Here is a 25,488-nt window from a genome sequence, read left to right on the forward strand (position 1 = left end):
GCGTCGGTCCGGCGGTGCGCCCGCCTACGCGCCGGGGCCCTCGATATCGATGATGACCACCGAGATGTTGTCCCGCCCGCCGCTGGCCAGGGCCGCGTCGATGAGCCTGCCCACTGCCTCGGTGCGGTCGGGGGTCCGGGCGAGGATCTCCTCCATGGCCTCGTGCTCGACTTCTCCGGTGAGCCCGTCGGTGCACAGCAGGTAGCGGTCCCCGGGGCGCGGCAGGTGGAACTGGGTGTCCGGCACGGAGTTTCCGCCGGCCCCCAACGCCCGGGTGATCAGGTTGCGCTGCGGGTGGATGCGCGCCTCGGCCTCGGAAATGATGCCGCCGTCGATGAGTTCCTGGACCGCCGAGTGGTCGCGGGTCAGCTGGGTCAGCACGCCGTCGCGCAATCGATAGCCGCGCGAGTCGCCCACGTTCAGCAGCATCAGCCGCACGTGGTTCCCGGCCATCCCGCCGGGCACGCCGCCGTCGGCGCCGGGGATCGGGGTGACCTTGGCCGAGGTCCCGGCGATCGTCATCGCCGCGGAACCCTTAGGTGCCGCGGGCACCGCGCCGGCCTTCGCGCGCGGCAGCACGTCGGTGGTGGGTTCGGGATCGGCCCGGTGGCCGGCCCCCGGGTCGGCGTCGCCGGATTCCAGGGTGCTGCCCAGGTAGCGCGCTTCCCCCACCGCGGGCAGCGGCAGGCGCGGTGCCTGGGCCGAGGGTGGCACGGCGGGCAATTGCGCGGTGACCGGCGGGCCTGCCGGCTCCCCCGGCCATGCCCCGCCATCCTCCTCGACGCGGACCAGGGCCAGCGCGCACAGGGTGGTGCCGCCACGGGCGCCGGTGGCCTTGCGGATGCGGGCATCGGCGGCGGTGACCACGGCCAGGACGTCCCGGGCGCGGGGCAGCTCGTGCGGGATTTCCCCGGTGCCGCCGGATCCGGCGGCGATTTCGTTCAGCGTCTCGATGCCCAGGCGGGAGGCCAGGTCGCCGGCCTCGTGCCCGCCCATGCCGTCGGCCACGGCAAATACGGTTCCGGCTTCCAGCACGCTGTCCTCGTTGACGGCGCGGCGCAGCCCGATGTCGGTTGCCGCCGCCGCACGCACCTGCCCGAATCCGAAGTCCATCTAGTCCAGCACCAGTCCCGATCCGGTGCCCGGGGCCAGCCGCACCGGGGTGAGATCCCCGAAGCCGCGGATGGCGGTGACTTCCTGGGGCTCAAGCACGAACCTGTCGTCCCCGGCCAAGGTGGAGGCCGTAAGCTCGTCGGTGAGGACCGTGCCGGGCTCGGCCAGCGAGGTCAGCCGGGCGGCCAGATTGACCGTCGGCCCGTAGATGTCGCCCAGCCGGGAGAGGACCCGTCCCCAGACCACGGCAACGCGCGTGTTGGGCAGCAGCTCGTCGGCGGCGAACTCCCTGGACATGGCCAGGGAGATCTGCGCGCCGGCCTGCGGCGTCTCGGCCACGAAGAGCACCTCGTCGCCGATGGTCTTGACCAGCCGGCCGCCGCCGATGGAGATGATCTCCGCGCACTTGGATTCGAAGCGCTGCACCAGCTGGGCCAGCGTGCGCTCGTTCATCCGGCGCGAGAGCGAGGTGTAGGAGACCAGGTCGGCGAAGCCGACGGCGCGTGCCAGCGGCAGCGGGGCGTCGTCCTCGGAGCCGTCGCGGCCCTCGGCGGAGGCCGCCAGTCCTGTCTCTGCACGCAGCACCAGCCGGTGCACGGCCGCGTTCAGCTGCCGGCGCCAGGAGTAGACCAGCAGGTCCTCAAGCGGCTCGATGATTTCCGGCAGCAGGTTCACCAGGTTGCGGCGGGCCTCGGGATCGCTCATCTTCTGGTTCTGCACCATGTCCTCGACCAGCGCCTCGACCTGCCAGACCACCATGCGGTCTGTCATCTGGCCGACGGACCTGGTCAGCGAGATCGCCGTTTCCTCGGTCAGGACTCCCTCCCGGACCATCTCAAGAATGGATTTGAGCGCGTCCTGGTCGACGGTGGTGAAGAAGACTTCTTCGTCGCCCAGGTTCGGGAAGCCCAGGGCGCGCCAGATCTTGCGGGCGGAAAGCAGCGAGACGCCTGCCCCTGCGGCCATTTCGCGCCGGCGCATGGTGCGATCGGCACCGAGCAGCCTGCGCTCCAGGTCGCGGACCGCTTCGCGGGCGGGACCGGGTGTGATCCGACCAACCTGCTCGGGTCGTTTCATGGCCTCGACCAGGTCCCCGAGGGGGTCGGCGAGCGCCGGTGCCAGCTCCACTGCCGGCGCGGGCTCCGGATGCAGCGCGCCGTTGGCCTCGGGTGCCGGTGCGTCCGTGACATCGGAGGGGTGGCGTTGGGCCTGTGCACGTGCCGCGTCGCGGGCAGCGGTGGGCGCGACGGGTTGGGTTCCCGTCGCCGGCGACCGCTCACTCATGCTCAGTCCATTCTCTTTGTTGCTGCTCTGGGTGGTGCGATTCGTTCATTGGCCTCGTTGGCGGATCCCCGTCAACGCGTTCTTCCATGTTTACACCATCAACCCGTGGGAAGTTCGGCAGGGCGGTGATGGCCCCGATGCAGTAGTTGCGCATGCGGGCCACGGCCGGGACGTGCGGGATGTTGAAGCGTTGCTCGGCCAATACGACGGACAGCGTCCCGGGGGCGTTCTCCGGCGCGTTGGGCCTTACCACCGCAACAATATCGTGGATTGCGTACAACCCGATGGAATGTTGCCCGGCGGCCCGGCGTCCGCGCTTGGTGACGATGCGTTCGCTGGTCAGGTAGGTGTAGGTATTGGCCCAGCGGATCCAGGGCCGCAGACACCAGATGACCAACAGGGCGCCGGACACCACGGCCAGCAACGCCGCCAGCAACGGCCGTCCCTCTTGGACCCATGGGGGCAGGTCGTTGCGAAGCAGCAGGCCCAGCAGGTAGCAGGCACCCGCCAGCAGGAGCAGGAAGCGGAGGAACGGGCCACGCAGCACGCGCCGGTGCGCGCGGGTCTTGACGATGACCCGCTCGCGTTTCTCCAATGTCAACTTCACGTCCCGGCTCCTTCAACCCACACACCGGTTGTGCGCGCCGGTCTTGCTCCTTCAATGGTAGAGCCAGTGCACCCACGCTTTGGGTGGGCAGCCGCAAATCGTTGCGTGATCTGCCCTGCACGGTCCCCGGTTCCCCGGTTCCCCGGCCCGGCGGCTAGGCGTAGGAGCCGTCGCTGCGACGCAGGTGGTAGACGTCCCCGGCCAGTACGCTGTGCACCTTGCCACCGGCTTCGCGCACGCTCAGGGAGCCTTCGGCATCCAGGTCGATGGCCGTGCCGCGCAACACCGTGCCGTTGGGCAGGTGCGCGTCGACTTCGTGCCCGATCGTCACCATCACCGAGCGCACCAGCTCGCGCAGCGTCATGGGTTCCGGGGAGTTGGCGGCGGCCGGGGCCTCAGGTGCCGCCTGCGCATACGCCGCGCGCGTCGCGGCATTGCCGCCGGCCCCTTCGAAGGTCCGGAACAGGTGCACCACCCGGCGCAGGTAGCCGCCCAGCAACTCGGTCCGGTCAAGGGTGCCGGCCCCCAGCGTCGCCAGGCTGGCGGCGGTGTCCACCGGAAGCTCGTCGGCGGTGAGGGACACATTGAGGCCAGCGCCGACAACAACCACCGGGCCTTGGGCCGTCATGACCAATTGCGCCAGCACGCCACAGACCTTCCGGCCGCCGGCGACCACGTCGTTGGGCCATTTCAGGCCCGCTGCCATCCCGGCATCCTCCCGCAACGTCTGCACCATGGCGGTGGAGCACAGCATGGACAGCCAGGCCAGCCCCGACTGCTGGAATCCGGGTGCGGGGCGGAAGTAGATGCTGGTGGCCAGCGCACTGCGCGCCGGTGTTTGCCAGCCGCGTCCCAGCCTCCCGTGGCCGGCCTTTTGGTGTTCGGTGGTTTCCACGCTCAGGTTCGCCAGCGGGGCGTTGTGGGCGCGCGCCGCGAGGTCGTCGTTGGTCGACCCCGTATGTTCACTGATCCACAGCTCCCCTGCGCCCAGCTCCCCCATGATCCGGCGCAGCGTTGCCGCGTCCAGCGCCGCACGCCCAACTTCGGACGCGCCCGCGGAGGCGTCGGGTTCGGAGGTATGGCCGGGGTTCGGTTCAATGCTCATCCCCCAAGACTATCGACTCCCGCCGCCCCCGCCCGATGCCCCGAACCACTCGGGGCCCGGCGGCTGCCTCTACCGGCAGCCAAGGCCGGATGCGGTCTTACAGGAAGATGTCGGGGACCAGATCGGCTTCGGCGGCGCCCATGGAATAGCCGGAGAAGTCGCGCACGCCCGCGGCGGCCAGCACTTCCTCGTCGGTGAAGAAGTTGCCGCTGCAGGCGCGGGCGTCACTGGTGAGGATTGCATGGGCTGCGTCGGCGACGATGCGCGCCGAGCGCGCGGCGCTGACCATTTGGGCGCCGTGGGGCATGTTGCGGATCGCGGCGGTGTCGATCAGCGTGGCGGGCCACAACGAATTCACCCCGATGCCGGTGTCGCGAAGTTCCTCGGCCAGGCCCAAGGTCGTCATGCTCATCCCGTACTTGGCCATGGTGTAGGCCAGGTGTCGCCCCGCCCACTGCGGCGCCAGGTTCAAAGGTGGGGAGAGCGTGAGGATGTGCCCGTTTTCGCTTGCCCGCAAGTGTGGAAGAGCCATCTTGGAGAGCAGGAAGGTGCCGCGTACATTGATGTCCATCATCAGGTCGTACTTCTTCATCGACACCTCCTCGGTCTTCGACAGGTCGATGGCCGAAGCGTTGTTGACCACCACGTCGATCCCTCCGAACCGCTCCTGTGTCTGGGTGACGGCCGTCATCACGTCCTCGTCGTTGCGCACGTCCCCCACGATGGCCAGGGATTGACCGCCGGCGGCGGTGATTTCCTGCGCCGCGGTGAATACCGTGCCTTCGAGGTTCGCCTGCGCGGTGGCGGTCTTGGCCATGATGGCCACATTCGCCCCGTCGGCCGCAGCACGCAGTGCGATGGCCAGCCCAATGCCTCGGCTGCCGCCGCTCATGAGAATGGTCTTGCCCTTCAGGGGCTTGGCGTTGGCGGCGATGGCGGCGCGGGTCGATTCACTCATGTGAGCCACATTACGTGAACTGCCGCCACGAAAGCTACTAACGAGTAACTTGATTTATGGACGACTTGGCCCCCAACACGTCGCGACTTTGTAGCTTTCCTACACACAATTCGGTCCAGAGCCTCACTAGACTGGCCAAGGTGGCATTGTTGTTGTGCCTTTCCTACTATTTTTCTACTTCAAGGGAGCCATGGGATGACCCAGAGCCGCATCGCCGACGCAACGGATTCGATCGACCTGTCGACCACGGCAGGCAAGATCGCCGAATTCCGTCGCCGCGAAGCCCTCGCCCAGGCCCCCTCGGGTGCCGCGGCCATCGAAAAGCAGCACGCGCGGGGCAAGCACACGGCACGCGAGCGCATCGAAATGCTGATGGACGAGGGTTCATTCGTCGAATTCGACGCCCTCGCGGTGCACCGCACCTCGGCCTTCGGCATGGACAAGAAGCGCCCCCTCGGTGATGGCCTGGTCTCCGGCTACGGCACCGTCGACGGCCGCCAGGTCGCCGTCTACTCCCAGGACTTCACCGTCTACGGCGGCTCGCTGAGCCAGGTCAATGGCGAGAAGATCGTCAAGGTCCAGGAGTTCGCGCTGCGCAACGGCTGCCCGATCGTCGGCATCCTTGATGGCGGCGGAGCCCGCATCCAGGAGGGCGTGGCCTCCCTGGCCATGTTCGCCGACATTTTCCGCAACAACGTCCACGCCTCGGGCGTGGTCCCGCAGATCTCGCTGATCATGGGCCCGAGCGCCGGCGGCGCCGCTTACTCCCCCGCGCTGACCGACTACGTGATCATGGTCGACAAGACCAGCCACATGTTCATCACCGGCCCCGACGTGATCAAGACCGTCACCGGCGAGGAAGTCGACATGGAGACCCTGGGCGGGGCGCGCCAGCACAACGCCAACACCGGCACCGCCACCTACCTGGCCACCGACGAGTCCGACGCCATCGAGTTCTGCAAGGAACTGCTCGAGTTCCTGCCCTCGAACAACATCTCCGAGGCCCCGGCCGTGGAGTTCGACGAGGAGCTGGAGCTCACCGCCGCGGACCTCGAGCTGGACACGCTGATCCCCGATTCGGCGAACCAGCCCTACGACATGCGCAAGGTCATCGAGCACATCGTGGACGACGGCATCTTCCTGGAGATGCAGTCGCTGTACGCGCCCAACGTGATGATCGGCTATGCCCGCGTCGAGGGCGCGACCATCGGCATCGTCGCCAACCAGCCAATGCAGTTCGCCGGCACCCTGGACATTGCCGCTTCCGAGAAGGCAGCCCGCTTTGTGCGCAACTGCGACGCCTTCAACATCCCGATCCTCACGCTCGTGGACGTCCCTGGCTTCCTTCCGGGCAAGGACCAGGAATTCCAGGGCATCATCCGCCGCGGCGCCAAGCTGCTCTATGCCTACGCCGAGGCCACCGTGCCGAAGCTGACGGTCATCACCCGCAAGGCCTACGGCGGAGCGTACATCGTGATGGGCTCCAAGAAGCTCGGCGCGGACATCAACGTGGCCTGGCCGACGGCACAGATCGGCGTCATGGGCGCCCAGGGCGCGGTCAACATCCTCTACCGCCGCGACCTGGCCGCGGTCGAGGCCGAGGGCGGGGACGTGGAGGCACGCCGCACCGAGATCATCGAGGGCTACGAGGCCGAACTGCTCAACCCCTACCAGGCCGCGGAGCTTGGCTACGTCGATGCGGTCATCGCCCCCTCCGACACCCGCCTGCAGATCGTGCGCGGGCTGCGTGCCACGCGCGACAAGCACGCAGCACTGCCGGCCAAGAAGCACGGGAACATCCCGCTGTGACCGGCAACCAGAACACCCTGGCCGTCGCGCAGGCCACGGCGCCGCAGCTATCGGTCACCCGCGGCAATCCCACGGCGGAGGAAGTCGCTGCATTGGCCGCCGTCGTTTCCGCGCTGGCAATCCAGGACTCCGCCGCACCGGCACCGACGGGCACCGAGCTGCGTCGCGGCCGTCTCCGCCGCCGCCGGGCACTGAGCGCCTCCCCGCTGCCCTGGAAGGTCGGCCGGCACTAACGCAAGGCCGCCCCTCACCGCAACGCTGCGTGGCCGGCGGCTTCGGCCGGGATGCCGACAGGATGGCATTTTCCTGTCGGCACCCCGGCCTTTCGCGTTCCCGCGAAAAGATTTCCCGCAAAAATCTTCAACAACGCTTTCAGAAGCGCCTAGGCTGTTGCCATGACCAACACCACACCGGCGCGCACGCCCAGCGCGATCGACGCCGTCGCCAACGAATACTTCGCCCGCCTGCTTGAACTCATCCCCGAATTCGCCACCGAGCTCGGCCTGCCCGGCAACGAGGCCGCGTATACCGACTATTCCCCCGCCGGTGTCGCAGCCCTGACCGCGGCCGCACGCGATGCACTGGCGAAACTGTCGCCCCTGACGCCCCAGGACAAGGTCGATGAGACCACTCTCGACGCCATGAACGAACGCCTGGGACTGGAAATCGAGATCGCGAAAACCCGGCGGACCGAGCTGAACAACATCGCCTCCCCCGCCCAGGAATTGCGCGCCATCTTCGACCTCATGCCGCAGGAAACCGCGGCCGACTACGCATTTGTTGCCGACCGAATGCACAACCTGCCCGCCGCCATGGACGGATATATCGCCTCGCTACGCGAATCGGCGGCCCTGGGCCTGGTGGCGGCGGCCCGACAGGTGAAGATCGTCATCACGCAGGCGCGCGACTATGCCAAGGACGGAGGTTTCTTCGACGGCCTCGCTGCTGCGGGCACCGAGGTCGACCCCGGGCTCGCCGAACGGCTGGACTCCGGCGCCGTCGCGGCCAACGCCGCCTATCTTCGCCTGGCTGAGGTGCTCGAGGACGAGCTGCTGCCCTTGGCACCGGAGAAAGATGCGGTGGGCAGGGAGTACTACGCGCTGATGTCCCGCCGCTTCCTGGGTGCCACGGTGGACCTGGAGGAAACCTACGCCTGGGGCGTGAACGAGCTGGCGAACCTCATCGCCGAACAGGAGCGGGTCTCCGAGCAGATTTCCGCCGGGGCCGGCATCGCGGAGGCCAAGGAGATCCTGAACCGGGATGCGGCCCGGCAACTTTCCGGAACCGACGAGCTGCAGCGCTGGATGCAGGAAAAGTCCGACGCAGCCCTTGTCGCATTGGCCGGGACCCACTTTGAGATCCCTTCCCCGATGGACCGGATCCAGTGCATGATTGCGCCGACCCAGGAAGGCGGCATCTACTACACCGGCCCGTCCGAGGACTTCAGCCGCCCGGGACGCATGTGGTGGTCGGTGCCCGAGGGCGAGGACAGTTTCACCACGTGGTCCGAGCTGACCACCGTCTACCACGAGGGCGTCCCAGGCCACCACTTGCAGGTAGCCACCGCGGTGCTGGCCCGCGATACGCTCAACGACTGGCGCCGCCATGCCTGCTGGGTCTCGGGGCACGGCGAGGGCTGGGCGCTGTACGCCGAACGCCTGATGCTCGACCTGGGCTTCCTGGCCGATCCAGGCGACTATCTGGGCATGCTCGATGCCCAGCGGATGCGCGCTGCCCGCGTCGTCTTCGACATCGGCGTGCACCTGGAACTGGAAATCCCCGAGGCCTGGGGCTCGGGGACCTGGGACAGCGAGAGCGGCTTCGAGTTCCTGAAAAAGAACCTGGATATCTCGTCCGGCCAACTGGAATTCGAATTCACGCGCTACCTCGGCTGGCCAGGCCAAGCACCGGCATACAAGGTGGGACAACGATTGTGGGAGCAGATCCGCGCCGAACGCGAAGCCCGCGGCGGGGCCGACTTTGACCTGAAGGCGTTCCATACTCAGGCCCTCGGCGTCGGGTCGGTGGGCCTCGATACCCTGCGTCGGGCACTATTGGGCTGATCCCGAGCGAATCCGGAGACGTTGCCGGGGTGCCAAAATCCCTGTTCATCCGGGGATGGGCACCCCGGCAACGAACGCGCACACGAACCACAGCCGACGAAGGTCACATGGATTGTGAATGGGCTTTTCGCCGCCAAGCTCGAGACGGAAGCGCCTGTATTATGCCTTTGCGTTGGATTAGAGGGTGAACGCTAGGGTGAATCGGAGCAAAATGGCTGATGTGGCAACGAATTTGCTGCCATAGTTAGGTCTTGGTACAGCGAATTACGTCGAAGCGACCACAACTCGGGATTCCGGGAAACTCCACTTCACGTACAAAAGCGTTTATCGCCGGGGAATTCGCGGTACGGCATGGATGCAATGCTTGGGGGCTGCATCAGTGCCAACGGGATTATTTCCGAGTCTGGTTTGGTGGAAGCCCGATCCCCCGTAGTGCGGCGCATGCGAGCGCGCAGTACCTCCGGTGGATCATGCGAATGACAGAAACCTCCTAGTCAATCGTCTCGGCGTCTCTGCTGAGAACCAGCCCTTGCACGCGCGCGACATCGAGCGCGGACGCCCGATCGGACACTCCAAGCTTGCGGTAAATACTCCGTAGTTGGCTCTTGACCGTGTTGACCGAGACAAACTGTCGCTCGGCAATTTCCGCGGCACTCCCCGTGGACACCAATTCACCCAGCACCGCCAGCTCGCGGGAGCTAAGCACTGCGCGGCCCAAGCCCCCGGGAATGTTCGACACGGCATTTGGGTCGATCTTGAGCTCGATACGCATTTCCCTGGCCACGGTCAGGACGCGTTCCAGGTCCGGGGCGGGCAAGAGGTTCAAGGCAAGGCCCAAACCGTATTCCTCACTCAGCGCGGCCACCATGCGCAGTGCGCCTCCAACTGCCTTCAAGTTGTTTTGTTGCAAGGTTGCGGCGAGCACCAGGACCGCTTGTTCAAAACGCCCGCGCGGCTGCACGGGCGCCCCCATGGCCGTACACAAGCGCAACACTTCAGCTGCGTCGCCTTGGGCAAGTCGCACCCTTGCTTGGAACGACAAGCGGGAGGTCTCATCCGACAACTTCGTCGCGGCCTTGAATGCCTGGGAGGCGTCCCCCACTGCCAGGTTCAACAGGCACGATGCAGTGATCAGCATTTGCCTGCCGAACCGCTGCACCACCGGTTGTTCGCGTTCACGCAATAGGTAACCCTGCATCCGGACGAGGGAGGCCGTCGGTTCCCCGCGGATCACCGCGAGGAGCGCCTCGGCCAACCGGATGGAGGGCCAGAACTCGTTGTTGTGCTGCTCAATGCGCAAGAGCTCCATCCACCGCGCGGCATCGTCGAAACGATGTTCTTCCATGGCACACAGGAAGGCTGCCGCCCTGTGGGGCGTGGCGAAATAGTGGTTGGCTGCAGGGTTGGACCAGTGCTCCGGCAAGCATTCGGCCAATATTACGGAGGCTCGGCGAATATCCCCGTTGAGCGCGTAAAAGTAGGCCTGAACCGTTTCGGCATAGTGGTCGCTCCCGTCACGATTGTGGCGCTGGTCGGCTGCCACACCCATCTCGGCCACGATCAGGGCTTCTTCGTCCACCCCGCCGGCATGCAGGCACAGTGCAAGCTGAATGAGCAGGGGTCCTTCAAAGGGACCGATCCCGTCGCGCTGCCCGGGCGACATCTCCCGGTACAACGCGATGCCACTCCGGGCCGAACGCACCGAGGCCTCACCGATGCCGCTCAATCTCAGCGCCACGGATTCGACGGTGATCATGATCAGCCGGTCCGACGGCGGGGCCTTGCGACCCACGGTGCGTGCACCGGCGGCGGCCAGGGCCAGCAGTTCCAGGGTCTTGAGCTTGAATTTTCCGGTGGAGCTGTAGGCGACCGCCAGGCAAATGGCCAACAGGGGGTACCGGGCCAGGACCGTCAGGGGCAGGTCATCGAGCAGCACCGAACCGCGCGTGCCCAGTTCGCCTTCGAGGTATTCGTCGGCATGCATGCGCAGCACGTCGGAAGCCAATTGAAAATCGGGTGCCTCCAACGCGTGGCGCAGCGCGCGGAACGAAGAACCCTGGGTCATTTCATACCCCGCGCTCAATCGGTGCAGGGCCGCCAACCGTTCCGGTTCCGGTTCCAGATAGACACGCTTGAGCACTCGGCGCAGCACGGGGTGCAGGCAGTATTCCTCGTCCGGATTGCGCGACGACCGATACACCAGGCCACGGCCCTCAAGATCCGCGAGCCACCGTTCAACGTGACCCGAGCCCAGAAGCGCCAGCAAGGGCGCCGGCAATGTCGTGGGTACCGAGATCACGGCCAGGAAATCCAGCTGCCCGGGCTCCAGGCCCTCGCCTTCCAGCATCAATTTCATGTCACGTTCGACCGCACGGTGGACGGAGGCCAGAAAATCCTTGGCCTCCGCATCGAGCTCCAGCGGCGTGGACGCCGAGGTGCCCAGGGGCGAGACCGGCCAACTGCGCCGGGCCGCCACGTCCGAAGTGCGAGGCCCCTGCATGGTCTCGGCGCGAAGCTTGGCCATCCGCACCAATTGGGGCGTGCCGCACAGACCGTTGGCCAGTTGTTCGGCAAAGTCCGCAAGCGCCGTCCCCTCCAGGTACTGTGCGGTTTCATCGGCGGTGAAGCGAAATTCATGGGGAGGAATCACCGAGACGCCAACGGAAAGCAGCGTTCGATGGCGCTCCACTTCCAGGTAGTCACGCGTCACTATGACTATGCGACGACCGGGATGCTGTAGTGCAGTTCGCTGCACGGCCTGCAGGAGTTCCTCGTCGTACCGCCGGGAGAACCCCACAAGTACAACAAGGTGCGATTCGGGGTTCTCGGCCTTCGCATAGGTCAGGGCCAGCAACTCGTCCAGCGAGTCGGTATTCCCGCGGCACTCGATCCATGACCATTTGCCGGCCGAGGGGTCACGCCGGGACAACCAGCCGCGAACCGCAGTGCGCTTGCCGGAGCCGCGCGGCGCCCTGGCGATGACAACGGGGGAGGCCGCAGCGCGGTCAAGCAGCTGGTCAAGGCGCGGGCGGGGCAGAATGTCATCGACCTGTCTCCACTTCACGCACTCCACCCCCATCCCCAGATAGTGCCGACATCGGTGCACGGATTTCCGCACTCCGGGAGCACCATATAACAGAAAAATACATTAGTTGAAAGCTCATCTTAACACCGGGATGAGCTGCATATGCAACGCGTCACAAATAAACCGCATTAGGCGACTCAGCCCGTTTCTTTCGTAATATTTCTCAATGCTGGCTGTCCTTTGCTAGGCTCCACCGCCTAGCTTCGTACCGTGACTACTTCAACCACGACGCCGCGACGGCGCCTCCCCGCCTGGGCCACCGCCTTTGGCCCGCAAATCATCATCGCACTGGCCTTGGGCCTGGGCCTTGGCCTGCTGGCCAAGTACACCGGCCACACCGCGGACACCCCAACCGGACTGGGCACCACGCTGGCCACGCTTGGCTCCAGCTACATCTCGCTGCTCAAGGCGGCGGTCATCCCGCTGATCTTCTTCGCGGTCGTGGCTTCCATCGCCAATCTGTCCAAGGTGACCAATGCGGCACGCCTGGCCTGGCAGACCATCCTCTGGTTCGCCATCACCTCGGCCATCTCCGTGATCATCGGCATGGTGCTGGGCACCGTGCTGCGCCCGGGATCCGGCACCGGCCAAAGCGCCCCTCCCGAATACGACGGGCGCACCGGCGACTGGTGGGCGTTCCTGATCGGGCTCATCCCCTCGAACTTCCTAGGCCTTGGCGCAACGACCAAGATCGCCGAGGGCGGGGACGCGACCACCGCACTCAGCTTCAACGTGCTGCAGGTGCTGGTCATTGCCATCACCGTGGGCATCGCAGCACTCAAGGTGGGCGACGCCGCCCGCCCGTTCCTGGACTTCTCCGCAGCCACCCTGGCCGTGATCCAAAAGGTCCTCTGGTGGATCATCCGCCTGGCCCCGCTGGGCACCGTGGGCCTGATCGGCAACGCCGTGGCCACCTACGGCTGGGACACCATCGGCGCGCTGGGCAAGTTCACCCTGGCCATCTACATCGGCCTGGCGCTGGTGATCTTCGGCCTCTACCCGGTGCTGGTCCGCGCCCACGGCCTGAGCATCAAGCAGTACTTCTCCGGGGTCTGGCCCGCCGTGCAGCTGGCCTTCGTCTCCCGTTCCTCCATCGGCACCCTGCCGCTGACCCAGCGCGTGACCGAGCGCAACCTGGGCGTGCCCTCGGGCTACGCCTCCTTCGCCGTGCCGCTGGGCGCCACGACCAAGATGGACGGCTGCGCCGCCATCTACCCGGCGATCTCCGCGATCTTCGTCGCCCAGTTCTTCGGCATCGACCTGGGCCTGACCGACTACCTGCTGATCGCCATGGTCTCGGTGCTGGGCTCGGCCGCCACGGCCGGAACCACCGGCGCGGTGGTCATGTTGACCCTGACGCTGTCCACGGTCGGCCTGCCGCTTGCAGGCGTCGGACTGATCCTGGCCGTCGACCCGATCCTTGACATGGGCCGCACCGCGGTCAACGTCGCCGGGCAGGCCCTGGTGCCGGCCATCGTCGCCAAGCGCGAGGGCATCCTGGACGAGGAGCTGTACAACGCACCGCGCCACGGCGACCCGTTCAACGACGAGTTCAAATCTGCAGCGGATTCCTCCGCCGCCGAGGCGCGGGAGTCGACGCCGACGCCCGTCGGCTAGCCAGGCCGCCTTGCGGTAGTCACACCAACACGGGGCGGGTCGTTTTCTCCCGGGGAATGCAGTGCATCCCCGGGGCGGAAGCGGCCCGCCCCGTGGCGTTGGTTCCCATCGTCGGAAAATTGCACGTCATGCAAGTTTGCACGTAGTGTATAAAAAGTGATCGACTCCCCCGTGCAGCCGCCCTCGCGGCGCGAAAAAAACAAGGCCGCCACCCGGACCGCCATCGTGCATGCCGCCCTCGGCCAGCTGGAAACTGCAGGCTACGCCGCACTGACCGCAGAATCCGTGGCCGATGCCGCCGGAATCTCCCGCCGCACCTTCTTCAACTACTTCCCCTCGATCGAGGCAGCACTCAACGAGCCGACCAGGCTGCTGCTGGAGAATTCGGTCGCGGTGCTCGACGAGCTGGATCCGGAGATCGATCTGCTCTCCGCCGCGGTGACAGCGGTGGAATCCCTCGTCGACCCGGCGCTGCTGGAACCCATCGCGAATCTGTACCTGCATGCCTCGGCCCATCCGCAGATGGCCCGCATGCAACTTGAGGCCTGGAACGACTGCGCCGAGGCGCTCACCGAGATCATCGCCGCCCGCGCCCCACAGGGCACCGCGCTGGCCGCCTCCGTCTTTGCGCACAGCGTCATCGGCGCCGGCAAGGCGGCCTTCGCCGCCTGGGCCCGCGAGCTGGGCGAGCACCCGGACCCCGCCGACCCGCGGCGGACCCACATGCTGCGCACCACCCTGGCCGAGGCCGTCGCCCAATTGCGCGACGGCTTCCCCTCCCTCCAACAGCGTGCGCCGCACACCCGAAAGGGCTAGGAGACCATGGCTTCCTTCCTGTACCGCCTCGGTGCCCTGGCCTACGCCCGGCGCTGGGCCGTCGTCGGCATCTGGACGATCCTGCTGCTCCTCATCGGGCTGTGCGCCGGCGCTTTCATGGGCAAGCTGTCGAACACCTTCGCCATCCCCGGCACCGAAACCCAGCGCACGCTGGACCGGATGAAGGTCGAGATGCCCGAACTGGCCGGCGGAACCGGCTCCATCGTCTTCCGCACCCCCGACGGCGCGGAGCTGTCGGCCGCGCAGCACCGGGCCATCGCCTCCTCGCTGGACGACCTCGCCGCCCAGTCCCCGATCACCGAGGTGGCCCGGCCCTTCGAACTCCAGGCACAGCTCGATGAGGCCAAGCCGCAGCTCGCCGAAGGCAAGACGAAGCTCGATGATGCCGCCACGGCCCTTGCCGACGGCAAGAAACAGCTCGAGGACGGCAAGGTGGCGTTGGAAGACGCACAGGCGGAGCTCGACTCCGGGCGCGTTCAGCTGGGCAATGCCAAGCAGGAGCTTGCCGAGGGACGCCGGCAGCTGGCCGCCGGCCAGGCGAAACTCGATGCCGCTGCCAGTGAATTGGAAGACGGAACCGCCACCCTGACGGACGGCCGGGAACAACTCGCAGCAGGCCAGAAAAAATGGGATGCGGGCAACCGCGAATACCGGGCCGGTGCCGCGAAGATCGCCGATGGCCGCAAGGCCCTGGCCGCCGGGCAGGCGAGACTCGATGCCGGCGCCCGGGAACTGGAGGCCGGGCGGGCGCAATACGACGCCGGCATGAAGAAAATCCTGGACGGCCGGTCCCGGAACTCCGTTGAGAAGCAGCTGGCCGCCGGGAAGCAGCAAGCCACCACGGGCCTGGCCCGGGTGGACTCCGGCCTCAAGGACCTTGACGCCGGCATTGCCCACGTCAGGAAGCTTGCCGCTGCGGCGGAAAAGAAACTCGCGGGTGCCACCACCGAAGCAGGGAAGCAAGCCGCCCAACAAGAGCTGGACTCACTCACCGCGAAGCTCACGGGTCTCGAGGCCGAAAGGAAATCCGTGGCCGGGACCAAGACGGGCCTGGAAAAAAACCTGCGCGACATTGCCGATGCCACCGCCGGACTATCGACGCTGGATGCGGCCAAGGCGAAGCTCGATGCCGGAGCGAAGGAACTGGCCTCCGGGCAACAGACCCTGAAGACCAAGAAGGCCGAACTGGAGGCCGGGGCAGCCAAGCTGCCGGCCGCCAAGCAGCAGCTCGACGCCGGAGCCGGGGAGCTTGCAGCCAACCGCGCCAAGCTCCGGGACGCCGAGGCAAAGATCGCCGAGGGCAGGGCCCAATTGCGTTCCGGGCAGGCGGAGATCGACGCCAACGCCGCCAAGCTGTCGGCGGGCCAGCAGGAGATCGAGACCAGCCAGGCCAAGCTCGTCGCCGGGCAAAAGACAGTGGACGAGAAGACGGCAGCGCTGCCCGAGGCCGAGGAGAAGCTCGAGCGGGGCGCCAGGGACCTGGCCGCCGGGCGGGCCGAGCTGGCCTTTGCCGAGCGCCAGGCCGGTGCCTCCGAGGGGATGCGATTCGTCTCCGCCGATGGCTCCACCGCCGTGGCACACGTGACCTTCGTCGGTGCGACCGACTCGCTGACCACCGACCAGCGCGCCGCCATCCAGGGCATTGCCGCCGGGCCGGAGTCCGCGGGCGTCGAGGTGCTCTTCTCCAAGGAGATCATCCAGGACCTCTCCTCCATCTTCGGGGCTGCGGAAATCATCGGCCTGGCCGTGGCCGCGGCGGTGCTGCTGGCCATGCTCGGCACGCTGGTGGCCGCCGGCCTGCCGCTGGTCATGGCGGTGCTTGGCGTGGGTGCAGGGGTGGGCGGGACGCTCGCACTCTCGTCGGTCATCGAGATGGCCTCCATCACCCCGGCCCTGGCGCTGATGCTGGGCCTGGCGGTGGGCATCGACTACTCGCTGTTCATCGTGCACCGGCACCGCCGGCAACTGCTGGAAGGCGTCCCGCTGGGCGACTCCATCGCCCGGGCCACGGGCACCAGCGGAAACGCCGTGGTCTTCGCCGGGCTGACAGTGGTCATCGCCCTGTCCGCGCTGGCCGTCCCGGGGCTGCCGTTCCTGACCGTGCTGGGCGCCTCGGCCGCGTTCACGGTGCTGATGGCGGTGCTCATCGCCATCACGCTGACCCCCGCGCTGCTGGGGATCATCGGGACGAGGCTGGTCTCCAAGCGGGCGTGGGCACGTGCCCGGGAGGCCGATGCCGATGCCGCGGCGCCGACCAACGCTGCGGGAAACCGCGGCTGGGGCGCGCTGGTGACCCGCCGCCCGTGGATCGCCGCGATCGCTTCCATCGCCGTCCTGGCGATCGTGGCGTTGCCCGCGCTGGAATTGCGCACCGCGCTGCCCGACGGCAGCGCCGAACCGGTGGACTCGGGCGCCTACAAGGCGTACGAGCAGATGAGCGACGCCTTCGGCGCCGGGTACAACGGCCCGCTGCTGGTGCTCGCGGACCTGCCGGCCGGGCTCGATGAACGCGGTGCCGACACTGCCAACCTGGACGTGGCCGACGCCGTGCGCCAGATCCCCGGCGTCGTCGCGGCGATCCCGGTGGCGGTCAACGAGTCGCGAAACCTTGGTGCGATCCAGGTGATCCCGGCCGAGGGGCCGGCCAGCGCGCAAACCGAGGCGCTGGTGCATGCGCTGCGGGACGCCGCACCCGGGATCGAGGAGGCCACGGGTGCACACATCGCCGTCACCGGGCAGGTCGCTGCGCAGGTGGACGTCTCCGAGAAGCTCGCCGAGGCGCTGCCGCCGTACATCTTTATCGTGGTGGGCCTCTCGCTGATCCTGTTGCTGTTGGTCTTCCGCTCGGTCGTCGTGCCGTTGCTGGCCACCGCCGGCTTCCTGCTTTCGCTGGCCGCGGCGTTCGGCGCCACCGTGGCGGTCTACCAGTTCGGCTGGCTGGGCGAGGTGTTCGACGTGAACGTGCCGGGCCCGATCATGAGCTTCCTGCCGATCCTGCTCACCGGCATCCTCTTCGGGCTGGCCATGGACTACCAGGTGTTCCTGGTCGCCGGAATGCGCGAGTCCTTTGCGCACGGGCAGCCGGCCCGCGCCGCGGTGCGCTCCGGGTTCGCCCACGCGGCCCCGGTGGTCACCGCCGCGGCGCTGATCATGATGGCGGTGTTCGCCGGCTTCGTGTTCTCGCACCTGACGATGATCCGGGCGATCGGGTTCTCGCTGGCCATCGGCGTGCTCTTCGACGCGTTCATCGTGCGGATGACGCTGACCCCGGCGATCATGCACCTGCTGGGCCACCGCGCCTGGTACATCCCGCGCTGGCTGGATAGGATCCTGCCGGACGTGGACGTGGAGGGCGCGAAGATCGCCGCGCGCACCGCGGCGAAGCAGGACGGCACCGCGACGGATTCCGGAACCCAGGCGCCTCCGGCTCGGGATACGGTGGATGCATGAGCCAGAATGTGAATGCCAACGACAATTCCACCACCACCGGCGCGACGGCCACCGACCCGCGCGAGGAGGTCCAGGGCCCCGATGAGCTGCCGTTGCTGGTGCTGGCCTCGGCCTCGCCGGGACGGGCCAAGGTGCTCACCGACGCCGGCATCGACTTCGCCGTGCAGGTCTCCACGGTGGATGAGGACGCGGTCCTGGCCCGGGCCGTGGAGCGCTTCGGCGAGCTGGGCGCCGCCGACACCGCCTTGCTGCTGGCCAAGTCCAAGGCCGAGGACGTGGCGGGCATGGAGGAGGCCGACGGGGCGGTGGTGCTGGGCTGCGACTCGGTCTTCGAGTTCGAGGGCGTCGCCTACGGCAAGCCGTACACCGCGGAGGTCGCCACGGAGCGCTGGGAGGCGATGAGCGGAAAGTCGGGGATCCTGCACACCGGGCACTGGCTCATCGACAACCGCTCCGAGGAGGACGGGGACGGCGGCACCGGCGCGACCATCGGCGCCGTCTCCTCCACCACCGTGAACTTCGAGAAGGTCAACGCCGAGGAGATCGCCGCCTACGTCGCCACCGGGGAACCGCTGCCGTGCGCCGGGGCGTTCACCATCGACGGCCGCGGGGCCGCCTTCATCCGCGGCATCGAGGGCAACCCGCACACCGTCATCGGGCTGAATGTCTCCACGCTGCGCGAGCTGCTGGCGGGGACCGGACTGTCGATTTCCGACCTGTGGGTCTAGCCGGTCCCGGATTGTAGGAACCCCACAAAGAAATCGCGACTTACTCCCGACACCGGGGGTTTTGGGGGTGTATATCCCACAAACGCGGGTAGGCTCCACAAGAGCATATTTAAAGGAGATAGCCCCTGCCATGAGTCAGTTGACGAAGGTTCTCATCGCCAATCGCGGAGAAATCGCCGTACGCATCATCCGCGCCGCCCGTGATGAGGGCATTGGATCGGTTGCCGTCTACGCCGAGCCCGACCGCGATGCACTGCATTCGAGGCTGGCCGACGAGGCCTACTCGCTGGGTGGTTCCACGGCCGCGGAGTCCTACCTGGACATCGCCAAGATCATTGAGGTCGCCAAGCGCTCCGGCGCCGACGCGGTGCACCCCGGCTACGGCTTCCTGGCCGAGAACGCCGGGTTCGCCCAGGCAGTGATCGATGCCGGGCTGACCTGGATCGGTCCCCCGCCGTCCGCCATCGAGCAGCTGGGCGACAAGGTCCAGGCCCGCCACCTGGCCGAAAAGGTCGGTGCCCCGCTGGTGCCCGGCACCAAGAACCCGGTCGAATCAACCGACGAGGTGCTGGCCTTTGCCGATGCGCACGGACTGCCGCTGGCCATCAAGGCCGCCTATGGCGGCGGCGGACGCGGCATCAAGGTGGTGCGCAACCGCGAGGAAATTCCGGAGCTCTATGAATCCGCCGTCCGCGAGGCGGTCGCCGCCTTCGGCCGCGGCGAGTGCTTCGTCGAACGCTTCCTCGATGCCCCGCGCCACGTCGAGACCCAGTGCCTGGCCGATGCGCACGGCAACGTCGTGGTCATTTCCACCCGCGACTGCTCGCTGCAGCGCCGCAACCAGAAGCTCGTCGAGGAGGCCCCGGCGCCGTTCCTGAGCGATGAGCAGAACCAGCGCCTCTACGCCGCCTCCAAGGCCATCCTGCGCGAGGCCGGCTACGTGGGTGCCGGCACCTGCGAGTTCCTCGTGGGCCAGGACGGGGTCATCTCCTTCCTGGAGGTCAACACCCGCCTGCAGGTCGAGCACACGGTCTCCGAGGAGGTCACCGGCATCGACCTGGTGGCCGAGCAGTTCCGGCTGGCCCGCGGCGAGGAGCTGGGCTACACCGACCCCGAGGTCCGCGGCCACTCCTTCGAGTTCCGCATCAACGGCGAGGACGCAGGACGCGGCTTCATGCCGGCGCCCGGCACCATCACCACCATGAACCTGCCCACCGGTCCGGGCGTGCGCATCGATTCGGGCGTGGAGGCAGGGGAAACCGTCTCGGGGAACTTCGACTCGATGATCGCCAAGCTCATCGTCACCGGTTCCACCCGCGCGCAGGCAGCTGCCCGCTCCCGCCGCGCGCTGGCGGAATTCCACATCGAGGGCATGCCCACGGTGCTTCCCTTCCACCGCGCCGTCATGGCCGATGCAGCGTTCATCCCGGAATCCGGTCCGTTCTCCGTCCACACGCGCTGGATCGAGACCGAATTCGCCAACGAGATCCCCGCCTGGGACCCGGCCACCGCCGGCACCCCGGGCGAGGACGAGGGCCGCAATGCCATCACCGTCGAGGTCGGCGGCAAGCGCCTGGAGGTCGTGCTGCCCGCGTCCTTGGGCGCCATGTCCCCATCCAACGGCAAGACGCGGAAGAAGAAGCGGGCCGCGGGATCCCGCGGAGCCGCGAGCGCCGGCAACTCGGGCGCCGACCTGGTCTCCCCCATGCAGGGAACCATCGTCAAGGTTGCCGTTGCCGAGGGCGACACCGTGGCCGAGGGCGACCTGATCCTGGTCCTGGAGGCCATGAAGATGGAACAGCCGCTGACCGCGCACTGCGACGGCGTGGTTTCCGGGCTCACCGCAGTGCCGGGCGACACCGTCTCGGCCGGAGCCGTGCTGGCCTCGATCGGCGAGTAGCACCGCACCACCACCGCACCGAACGGGGCGGCCTGGTCTTCCATGCGAAGACCGGGCCGCCCCGTTGCGTTGCCGGGCCACCCTTTCTTGGGCCGACGCGGTGGCTCCGGGTTCCCGCCGGTCATCCGGGCGGGCATCCGAACGGGCATCCGGGCGGTCATCCGGGCGGGCATCCGAGCTGTCCTTCGCCTAGGAACGGGTGACGGGTCGTAGGCTGGTGGCCATGACGGCAGAAATTAAGACGGCGCCCGCACCGGACCCGCGCGCCGACCCGCCACCGTGCGCCAGCGAGCGCGAGACGCTGCTGGCGTTCCTGGACTACCAGCGCCGCACCCTGGAGCTCAAGTGCGCGGGGCTCACCGCGGCGGCGCTGGGAACCCGCGCGGTGCCGCCCTCCGGGCTGTCCCTGCTGGGCCTGGTGCGGCACCTGGGCGACGTGGAACGATTCTGGGTCCGCACGTGTCTGGCCGGCGACCCGGCGCCGCCGCTGTACTGGCGCCCGGACGGAAACGACACCGACTTCGACTTCCCGCATCCCGATGACCGGATGGTGGAGCTGTCCTTCGCCGCATGGAAGGCCGAGGCGGCCTTCGCCGATGCCGCACTGGGTTCGGAGCCGCTGGAGCGTGCGGTGGGGGCCGGGCACCACGGGATGGTGTCTGTGCGCTGGATCCTGGTGCACCTCATCGAGGAGTACTCCCGGCACAACGGACACGCGGACCTGCTGCGCGAATGCCTCGACGGGACCGTGGGCGAGTAACCCCGGCGTTAACGCACGCTGCCCGCCGTCCGTGGGGAAGGCGGGCAGTGTGACAGGGTGGAAACTAGGAGACGTTGTTCTCGAAATCGACGTCCTTGGTGTCCTTGGTCAGGAACAGGGCGATCAGCGTCAGCACCGCGCCGAGGGCCAGGTAGACGCCAACCCAGACGGTGTTGCCTCCGCCGAACTGCCACAGGGCGATGGCGACGAACGAGGCCGGGGCCGCGCCGATCACCGAGGACATGTTGTAGGCGACTGCCGAACCGGTGTACCGCACGTTGGAGGGGAAGAGCTCCGGCAGGTAGGCGGCCATCGGGCCGAAGGTCGCACCCATCAACGTGAAGCCGAGGACCAGGCCGACCATGGCTGCCGCCTTGCCGGGGCCAAACATCAGGGTCCAGGCCAGACCGAAGATGAAGATGCCGCTGGTGACGTAGATCAGGAACTTGCGGCGGCCCAGCTTTTCGGCCAGCGGGCCGGAGACCAGCGTGAAGATGCCGAAGAAGACCACGCCGATGATGAGCATCGTGAGGAATTCCGGACGGGCAATGCCCAGGCCCGGGACAAATGCTGCCTCGGCGGCGGCGTCAAAGACCTTGCCCTTGGCCTCGGCCGCGGCGCGGGCCGCCTCAACGGTGGCCGGGGCGGTGCCGTAGGTCAGCGTGAAGGCGGTCATCAGGTAGAAGAGCACGTAGGTGGCCAGCATGATGAACGTGCCGGCGAGCACCGGACGCCAGTGGTACTTCATGGTGGTCTTGAACGGGGACTTCGCGACCTTCTTCTGGTCCACGACCTTGGTGAAGGCCACGGACTCGACCAGCTTCAGGCGGACCCAGAGTCCCACGGCCACCATGACGGCCGAGAGGATGAACGGCACGCGCCAGCCCCAGGACATGAACTGTTCGGTGGACAGGCCCAGTTGCAGGCCCACGAACATCAGGTTGGCGATGATGAATCCGATGGGGGCGCCGAGCTGCGGGAACGTTCCGTAGATGGCGCGCTTGTTCGCCGGCGCGTTTTCGGTGGCCAGCAGCGCGGCACCCGACCACTCGCCGCCCAGGGCCAGACCCTGGGCGAAGCGCAGCAGCACCAGCATCAGCGGTGCCAGCACCACGAAGTTGCCCTGGGCCGGCGGCAGGAAACCGATCAGGAAGGTGGCAATGCCCATCAGGAGCAGCGAGGCCACCAGGGTGCCCTTGCGACCGATCTTGTCGCCGAAGTGCCCGAAGAGCACCGAGCCCACCGGGCGGGCCACGAAGGCCACGCCGAAGATCGCGAACGAAGACAGGATCGCGTTGACGTTCGACGCGTTCGGGAAGAAAAGCGCCGGGAAAACCAACACCGATGCCGTGGCATAGGCGTAGAAATCAAAGAATTCGATGGTGGTGCCGATGAGGCTGGCAAACAGCACGCGTCCGCGTGTGTTTTCTTTCGGTGCAACGACCGTGGTCTTGTTGGACATGACTCGTTATTCTCTTGGTGGGGTGCCATAAGTTACTAAGTGACAAGCTTATGAGGGACGTCCACCTTTTGGACAGTCCTTCCACTATTTGGACAACTGTAATACACGCCACAGCAATCCCAGGTGATCCCCGCTTTCGAAGCGTTCAATTCCCTCGAATTTGCGCCAGGGTCCGGTAGCCGGCCCTTCTCGCGGATCGCACGGCGCCCGGGCCTCACCACGGCGAACGGCCGCCACCCCCGGGGGGCGGCGGCCGTTCGAAGGGCACCTTGTTGGGCGCCGCGTTCGTGCGCCTTTGACCTAGAGGTGGACGTGCAGGCGGCGCGCCGCCTCGGAAATCGAGCCCGAAAGCGAGGGGTAGACCGAGAAGGTCTCCGCCATGTCATCGACGTGCAGCTTGTTGTGCACCGCCAGGGCGATGGGGAAGATCAGTTCGGAGGCACGCGGGGCAACCACGACACCGCCGATGATCGTGCCGGAGCCGCGGCGCGAAATGATCTTCACAAAGCCCTGGTTCACGTTCATCATCTTGGCCCGCGCGTTGGTCGCGAGGTCCAGCTTGATGATGTCCGCCTGGTACTTGCCCTCGGCGACCATGCGCTCGGTGACCCCGACGGTGGCGATCTCCGGCGAGGTGAAGATGTTCGAGGAAACCTCGGTGAGCTTCAGCGGCTTCACCGAGTCGCCCAACAGGTGCGCCATGGCAATGCGTCCCTGCATGGCCGAGACCGATGCCAGCGCGAAGACGCCGGTGCAGTCGCCTGCGGCGTACACGTTGGTGGCGGTGGTGCGCGAGACGCCATCAACCTGGATGTGGCCGGATTCGGTGAGCTTGATGCCCGCTTCCTCCAGGCCGATTCCGGCGGTGTTGGGGATCGATCCGACTGCCACCAGGCAGTGGCTGCCCTCGATGACCTGGCCATCGCCCAGGGTAACCTTCACGGTGTCGCCCACGCGTTCCACGGCCTCGGCGCGGGACTTGGCCACCACGTTGACGCCGTTCTTCTTGAAGGCCTCCTCGAGGACCTCTGCTGCGTCGGCATCCTCGCCCGGCAGCACGCGGTCGCGTGAGGAGACCAAGGTGACCTTGGTGCCCAACAGGTTGTAGGCGGAGGCGAACTCGGCACCGGTGACACCGGAACCGATGACGATCAGGTGTTCGGGGATTTCCTTCAGGTTGTAGACCTGGGTCCAGTTGAAGATGCGTTCGCCGTCGGGAATCGCGGTGGGCAGTTCGCGCGGGTGGGCACCGACGGAAATCAGCAGGGCGTCGGCGGGGATGTTTTCGGTGCTGCCGTCGGCGCGGACGACCTCCACGGTGGAGGCGTCAAGCAGCCGGCCCTCGCCAATGACCACGCGCACGCCGGCGCGCTCGAGGCCCACATGGATGTCGGAAGACTGTTCCCGGGCAAGTTCCAGCAGGCGCGCATTCATGATGGAGAGATCTGCCACCGCCTCGGTGCCGGCCTCCCCGACCTCGACGCCGAATTCGCGCGCGCCGATGACCCGGCGCATCGCATCGGCCGTGGCCACCAGGGTTTTGGAGGGGACCACGTCGGTCAGCACGGCGGAACCGCCCATGCCCGCGCGTTCGACGATGGTCACCTGCGCGCCGAGATGGGCGCCGACCATCGCGGCCTCGTAGCCACCGGGGCCTCCGCCGAGAATTACCAACCTGGGGGAACTGAAATCGCGTTGTGCACTCACGATCACCCATTCTTCCCTACCCGGGTGACAAGTGCACACCGCACACGCGGGCGAAGGCCCCGGCAAAAGCGTCCGATGTCGGCATCGACAGCCCGAACTGCCTGCATCCGGCGGCGCCGCCTGCTGCATTCCGAGCTCCACCTGACAATGCAGGGTTCCGCCGGTAGGTTTAACCCCGTGATCGACAACGAATCCTCCCCCTTTGACCTGGCCAATGCCGCCGCCGCCAAGATCGCCGAACTGACCGGCGTCCCGAACCACGACATCGCCCTGGTGCTTGGCTCCGGCTGGGGCGAGGCTGCGGACCTGATCGGCGAGCGCACCCACCGCATTGACGCCACCGAACTGCCTGGCTTCCACGCCGCCGCGGTCCCGGGGCACGTCGGCACCATTTCCTCGGTGCTCACCGCCACCGGCAAGCGCGTGCTGGTGCTCGGCGCCCGCACCCACTTCTACGAAGGCAAGGGCGTGCGCGCCGTGGTCCACGGGGTGCGCACCGCCGCCGCCGCCGGCGCCAAGACGCTGGTGCTGACCAACGGCTGCGGCGGACTGAACCCGGATTGGGTGCCGGGCACCCCGGTGCTGATCAAGGACCACATCAACCTCACCGCCACGTCCCCGCTGGAGGGGGCGACGTTCGTCGACCTCACCGACCTGTACTCATCGCGCATCCGGGCTCTGGCCCGCGAGGTGGACGCGTCGCTGGACGAGGGCGTGTACGCACAGTTCACCGGCCCGCACTACGAGACCCCCTCCGAGGTGCAGTACGCCAAGGTGATCGGCGCGGACCTGGTGGGCATGTCCACCGCACTGGAGGCCATTGCCGCGCGCCACGCCGGCATGGAGGTCTTCGGCATCTCGCTGGTCACCAACCTGGCCGCCGGCATCTCGGCGACAGCGCTCAGCCACGAAGAGGTCATCGAGGCCGGCCAGGCCGCCGGCCCGCGGATTTCGGCGCTGCTGGCGGACATCGTCGCCAAGCTCTAGTTCCCCCGCCCACGCA

General features: G+C 67.3%; 18 protein-coding genes. 10 read left to right on the top strand and 8 right to left on the bottom strand.

Annotation, left to right across the window (positions count from 1 at the left end; translation table 11 throughout):
- Positions 1–24: 24 nt before the first annotated feature.
- The 5 genes from Q2T94_RS02370 to Q2T94_RS02390 all read right to left on the bottom strand — a co-directional run bounded on the left by Q2T94_RS02370 (position 25) and on the right by Q2T94_RS02390 (position 5,067).
- Positions 25–1,113 carry a PP2C family protein-serine/threonine phosphatase gene (locus Q2T94_RS02370; protein WP_302262740.1) on the bottom strand — a complete coding sequence of 363 codons (1,089 nt, stop codon included), beginning with the start codon at positions 1,111–1,113 and terminating at the stop codon, positions 25–27.
- Positions 1,114–2,397, bottom strand: coding sequence for an adenylate/guanylate cyclase domain-containing protein (locus Q2T94_RS02375; RefSeq protein WP_436836809.1), 1,284 nt, complete (start codon positions 2,395–2,397; stop codon positions 1,114–1,116). It lies immediately after the preceding gene.
- Positions 2,390–3,004, bottom strand: a complete 615-nt coding sequence (locus Q2T94_RS02380) for a hypothetical protein (RefSeq protein WP_302262741.1) — start codon at positions 3,002–3,004, stop codon at positions 2,390–2,392. The genes Q2T94_RS02375 and Q2T94_RS02380 overlap by 8 nt, the downstream gene beginning before the upstream one ends.
- Before the next feature lie 154 nt (positions 3,005–3,158).
- Positions 3,159–4,109 carry a biotin--[acetyl-CoA-carboxylase] ligase gene (locus Q2T94_RS02385; RefSeq protein ID WP_264268192.1) on the bottom strand — a complete coding sequence of 317 codons (951 nt, stop codon included), beginning with the start codon at positions 4,107–4,109 and terminating at the stop codon, positions 3,159–3,161.
- 97 nt (positions 4,110–4,206) lie between these two features.
- Entirely contained in the window at positions 4,207–5,067 is an 861-nt protein-coding gene (locus Q2T94_RS02390; protein ID WP_264268193.1) for an SDR family oxidoreductase, read from the bottom strand.
- 195 nt (positions 5,068–5,262) lie between these two features.
- On the opposite strand from Q2T94_RS02390, the gene Q2T94_RS02395 reads away from it, so the two are divergent.
- From Q2T94_RS02395 to Q2T94_RS02405, 3 genes are all read left to right on the top strand, one after another.
- Positions 5,263–6,876 carry an acyl-CoA carboxylase subunit beta gene (locus Q2T94_RS02395; RefSeq protein ID WP_264268194.1) on the top strand — a complete coding sequence of 538 codons (1,614 nt, stop codon included), beginning with the start codon at positions 5,263–5,265 and terminating at the stop codon, positions 6,874–6,876.
- A complete protein-coding gene (locus Q2T94_RS02400) occupies positions 6,873–7,109 on the top strand; it encodes an acyl-CoA carboxylase epsilon subunit (protein WP_264268195.1) in 237 nt (78 codons plus the stop codon). The genes Q2T94_RS02395 and Q2T94_RS02400 overlap by 4 nt, the downstream gene beginning before the upstream one ends.
- A 162-nt stretch (positions 7,110–7,271) precedes the next feature.
- A complete protein-coding gene (locus tag Q2T94_RS02405; protein ID WP_302262742.1) occupies positions 7,272–8,939 on the top strand; it encodes a DUF885 domain-containing protein in 1,668 nt (555 codons plus the stop codon).
- 490 nt (positions 8,940–9,429) lie between these two features.
- On the opposite strand, the gene Q2T94_RS02410 is transcribed toward Q2T94_RS02405, so the two are convergent.
- Positions 9,430–12,003 carry a helix-turn-helix transcriptional regulator gene (locus Q2T94_RS02410; RefSeq protein WP_302262743.1) on the bottom strand — a complete coding sequence of 858 codons (2,574 nt, stop codon included), beginning with the start codon at positions 12,001–12,003 and terminating at the stop codon, positions 9,430–9,432.
- Between the two features lie 231 nt (positions 12,004–12,234).
- Between Q2T94_RS02410 and Q2T94_RS02415 the strand changes: the two genes are divergently transcribed.
- The 6 genes from Q2T94_RS02415 to Q2T94_RS02440 all read left to right on the top strand — a co-directional run bounded on the left by Q2T94_RS02415 (position 12,235) and on the right by Q2T94_RS02440 (position 21,316).
- Positions 12,235–13,641: a dicarboxylate/amino acid:cation symporter gene (locus tag Q2T94_RS02415; protein WP_302262744.1), complete on the top strand. Its 1,407-nt coding sequence runs from the start codon at positions 12,235–12,237 to the stop codon at positions 13,639–13,641.
- A 156-nt stretch (positions 13,642–13,797) separates the two neighbouring features.
- The gene (locus Q2T94_RS02420) at positions 13,798–14,457 is read left to right on the top strand and encodes a TetR/AcrR family transcriptional regulator (RefSeq protein WP_264268200.1); all 660 of its coding nucleotides are present in this window, start codon (positions 13,798–13,800) and stop codon (positions 14,455–14,457) included.
- 6 nt (positions 14,458–14,463) lie between these two features.
- Positions 14,464–17,928, top strand: coding sequence for an MMPL family transporter (locus Q2T94_RS02425; protein WP_302262745.1), 3,465 nt, complete (start codon positions 14,464–14,466; stop codon positions 17,926–17,928).
- Positions 17,929–18,014: 86 nt separating this feature from the next.
- Positions 18,015–18,656, top strand: coding sequence for a Maf family protein (locus tag Q2T94_RS02430; protein ID WP_302263346.1), 642 nt, complete (start codon positions 18,015–18,017; stop codon positions 18,654–18,656).
- Positions 18,657–18,786: 130 nt separating this feature from the next.
- Positions 18,787–20,556, top strand: a complete 1,770-nt coding sequence (locus tag Q2T94_RS02435; RefSeq protein ID WP_264268202.1) for an acetyl/propionyl/methylcrotonyl-CoA carboxylase subunit alpha — start codon at positions 18,787–18,789, stop codon at positions 20,554–20,556.
- A 223-nt stretch (positions 20,557–20,779) separates the two neighbouring features.
- Positions 20,780–21,316 carry a DinB family protein gene (locus tag Q2T94_RS02440; RefSeq protein ID WP_264268203.1) on the top strand — a complete coding sequence of 179 codons (537 nt, stop codon included), beginning with the start codon at positions 20,780–20,782 and terminating at the stop codon, positions 21,314–21,316.
- 64 nt (positions 21,317–21,380) lie between these two features.
- On the opposite strand, the gene Q2T94_RS02445 is transcribed toward Q2T94_RS02440, so the two are convergent.
- Positions 21,381–22,778: an MFS transporter gene (locus tag Q2T94_RS02445; protein WP_264268204.1), complete on the bottom strand. Its 1,398-nt coding sequence runs from the start codon at positions 22,776–22,778 to the stop codon at positions 21,381–21,383.
- 300 nt (positions 22,779–23,078) lie between these two features.
- The gene (locus Q2T94_RS02450) at positions 23,079–24,485 is read right to left on the bottom strand and encodes an NAD(P)H-quinone dehydrogenase (RefSeq protein ID WP_264268205.1); all 1,407 of its coding nucleotides are present in this window, start codon (positions 24,483–24,485) and stop codon (positions 23,079–23,081) included.
- A gap of 147 nt (positions 24,486–24,632) precedes the next feature.
- On the opposite strand from Q2T94_RS02450, the gene Q2T94_RS02455 reads away from it, so the two are divergent.
- Complete coding sequence (locus Q2T94_RS02455; protein WP_264268604.1) at positions 24,633–25,472, top strand: purine-nucleoside phosphorylase; 840 nt, start codon at positions 24,633–24,635, stop codon at positions 25,470–25,472.
- The last annotated feature ends 16 nt before the right edge of the window (positions 25,473–25,488 follow it).

The organism is Paeniglutamicibacter sulfureus (assembly GCF_030512175.1).
Classification (GTDB): Bacteria; Actinomycetota; Actinomycetes; order Actinomycetales; family Micrococcaceae; genus Paeniglutamicibacter; species Paeniglutamicibacter sulfureus.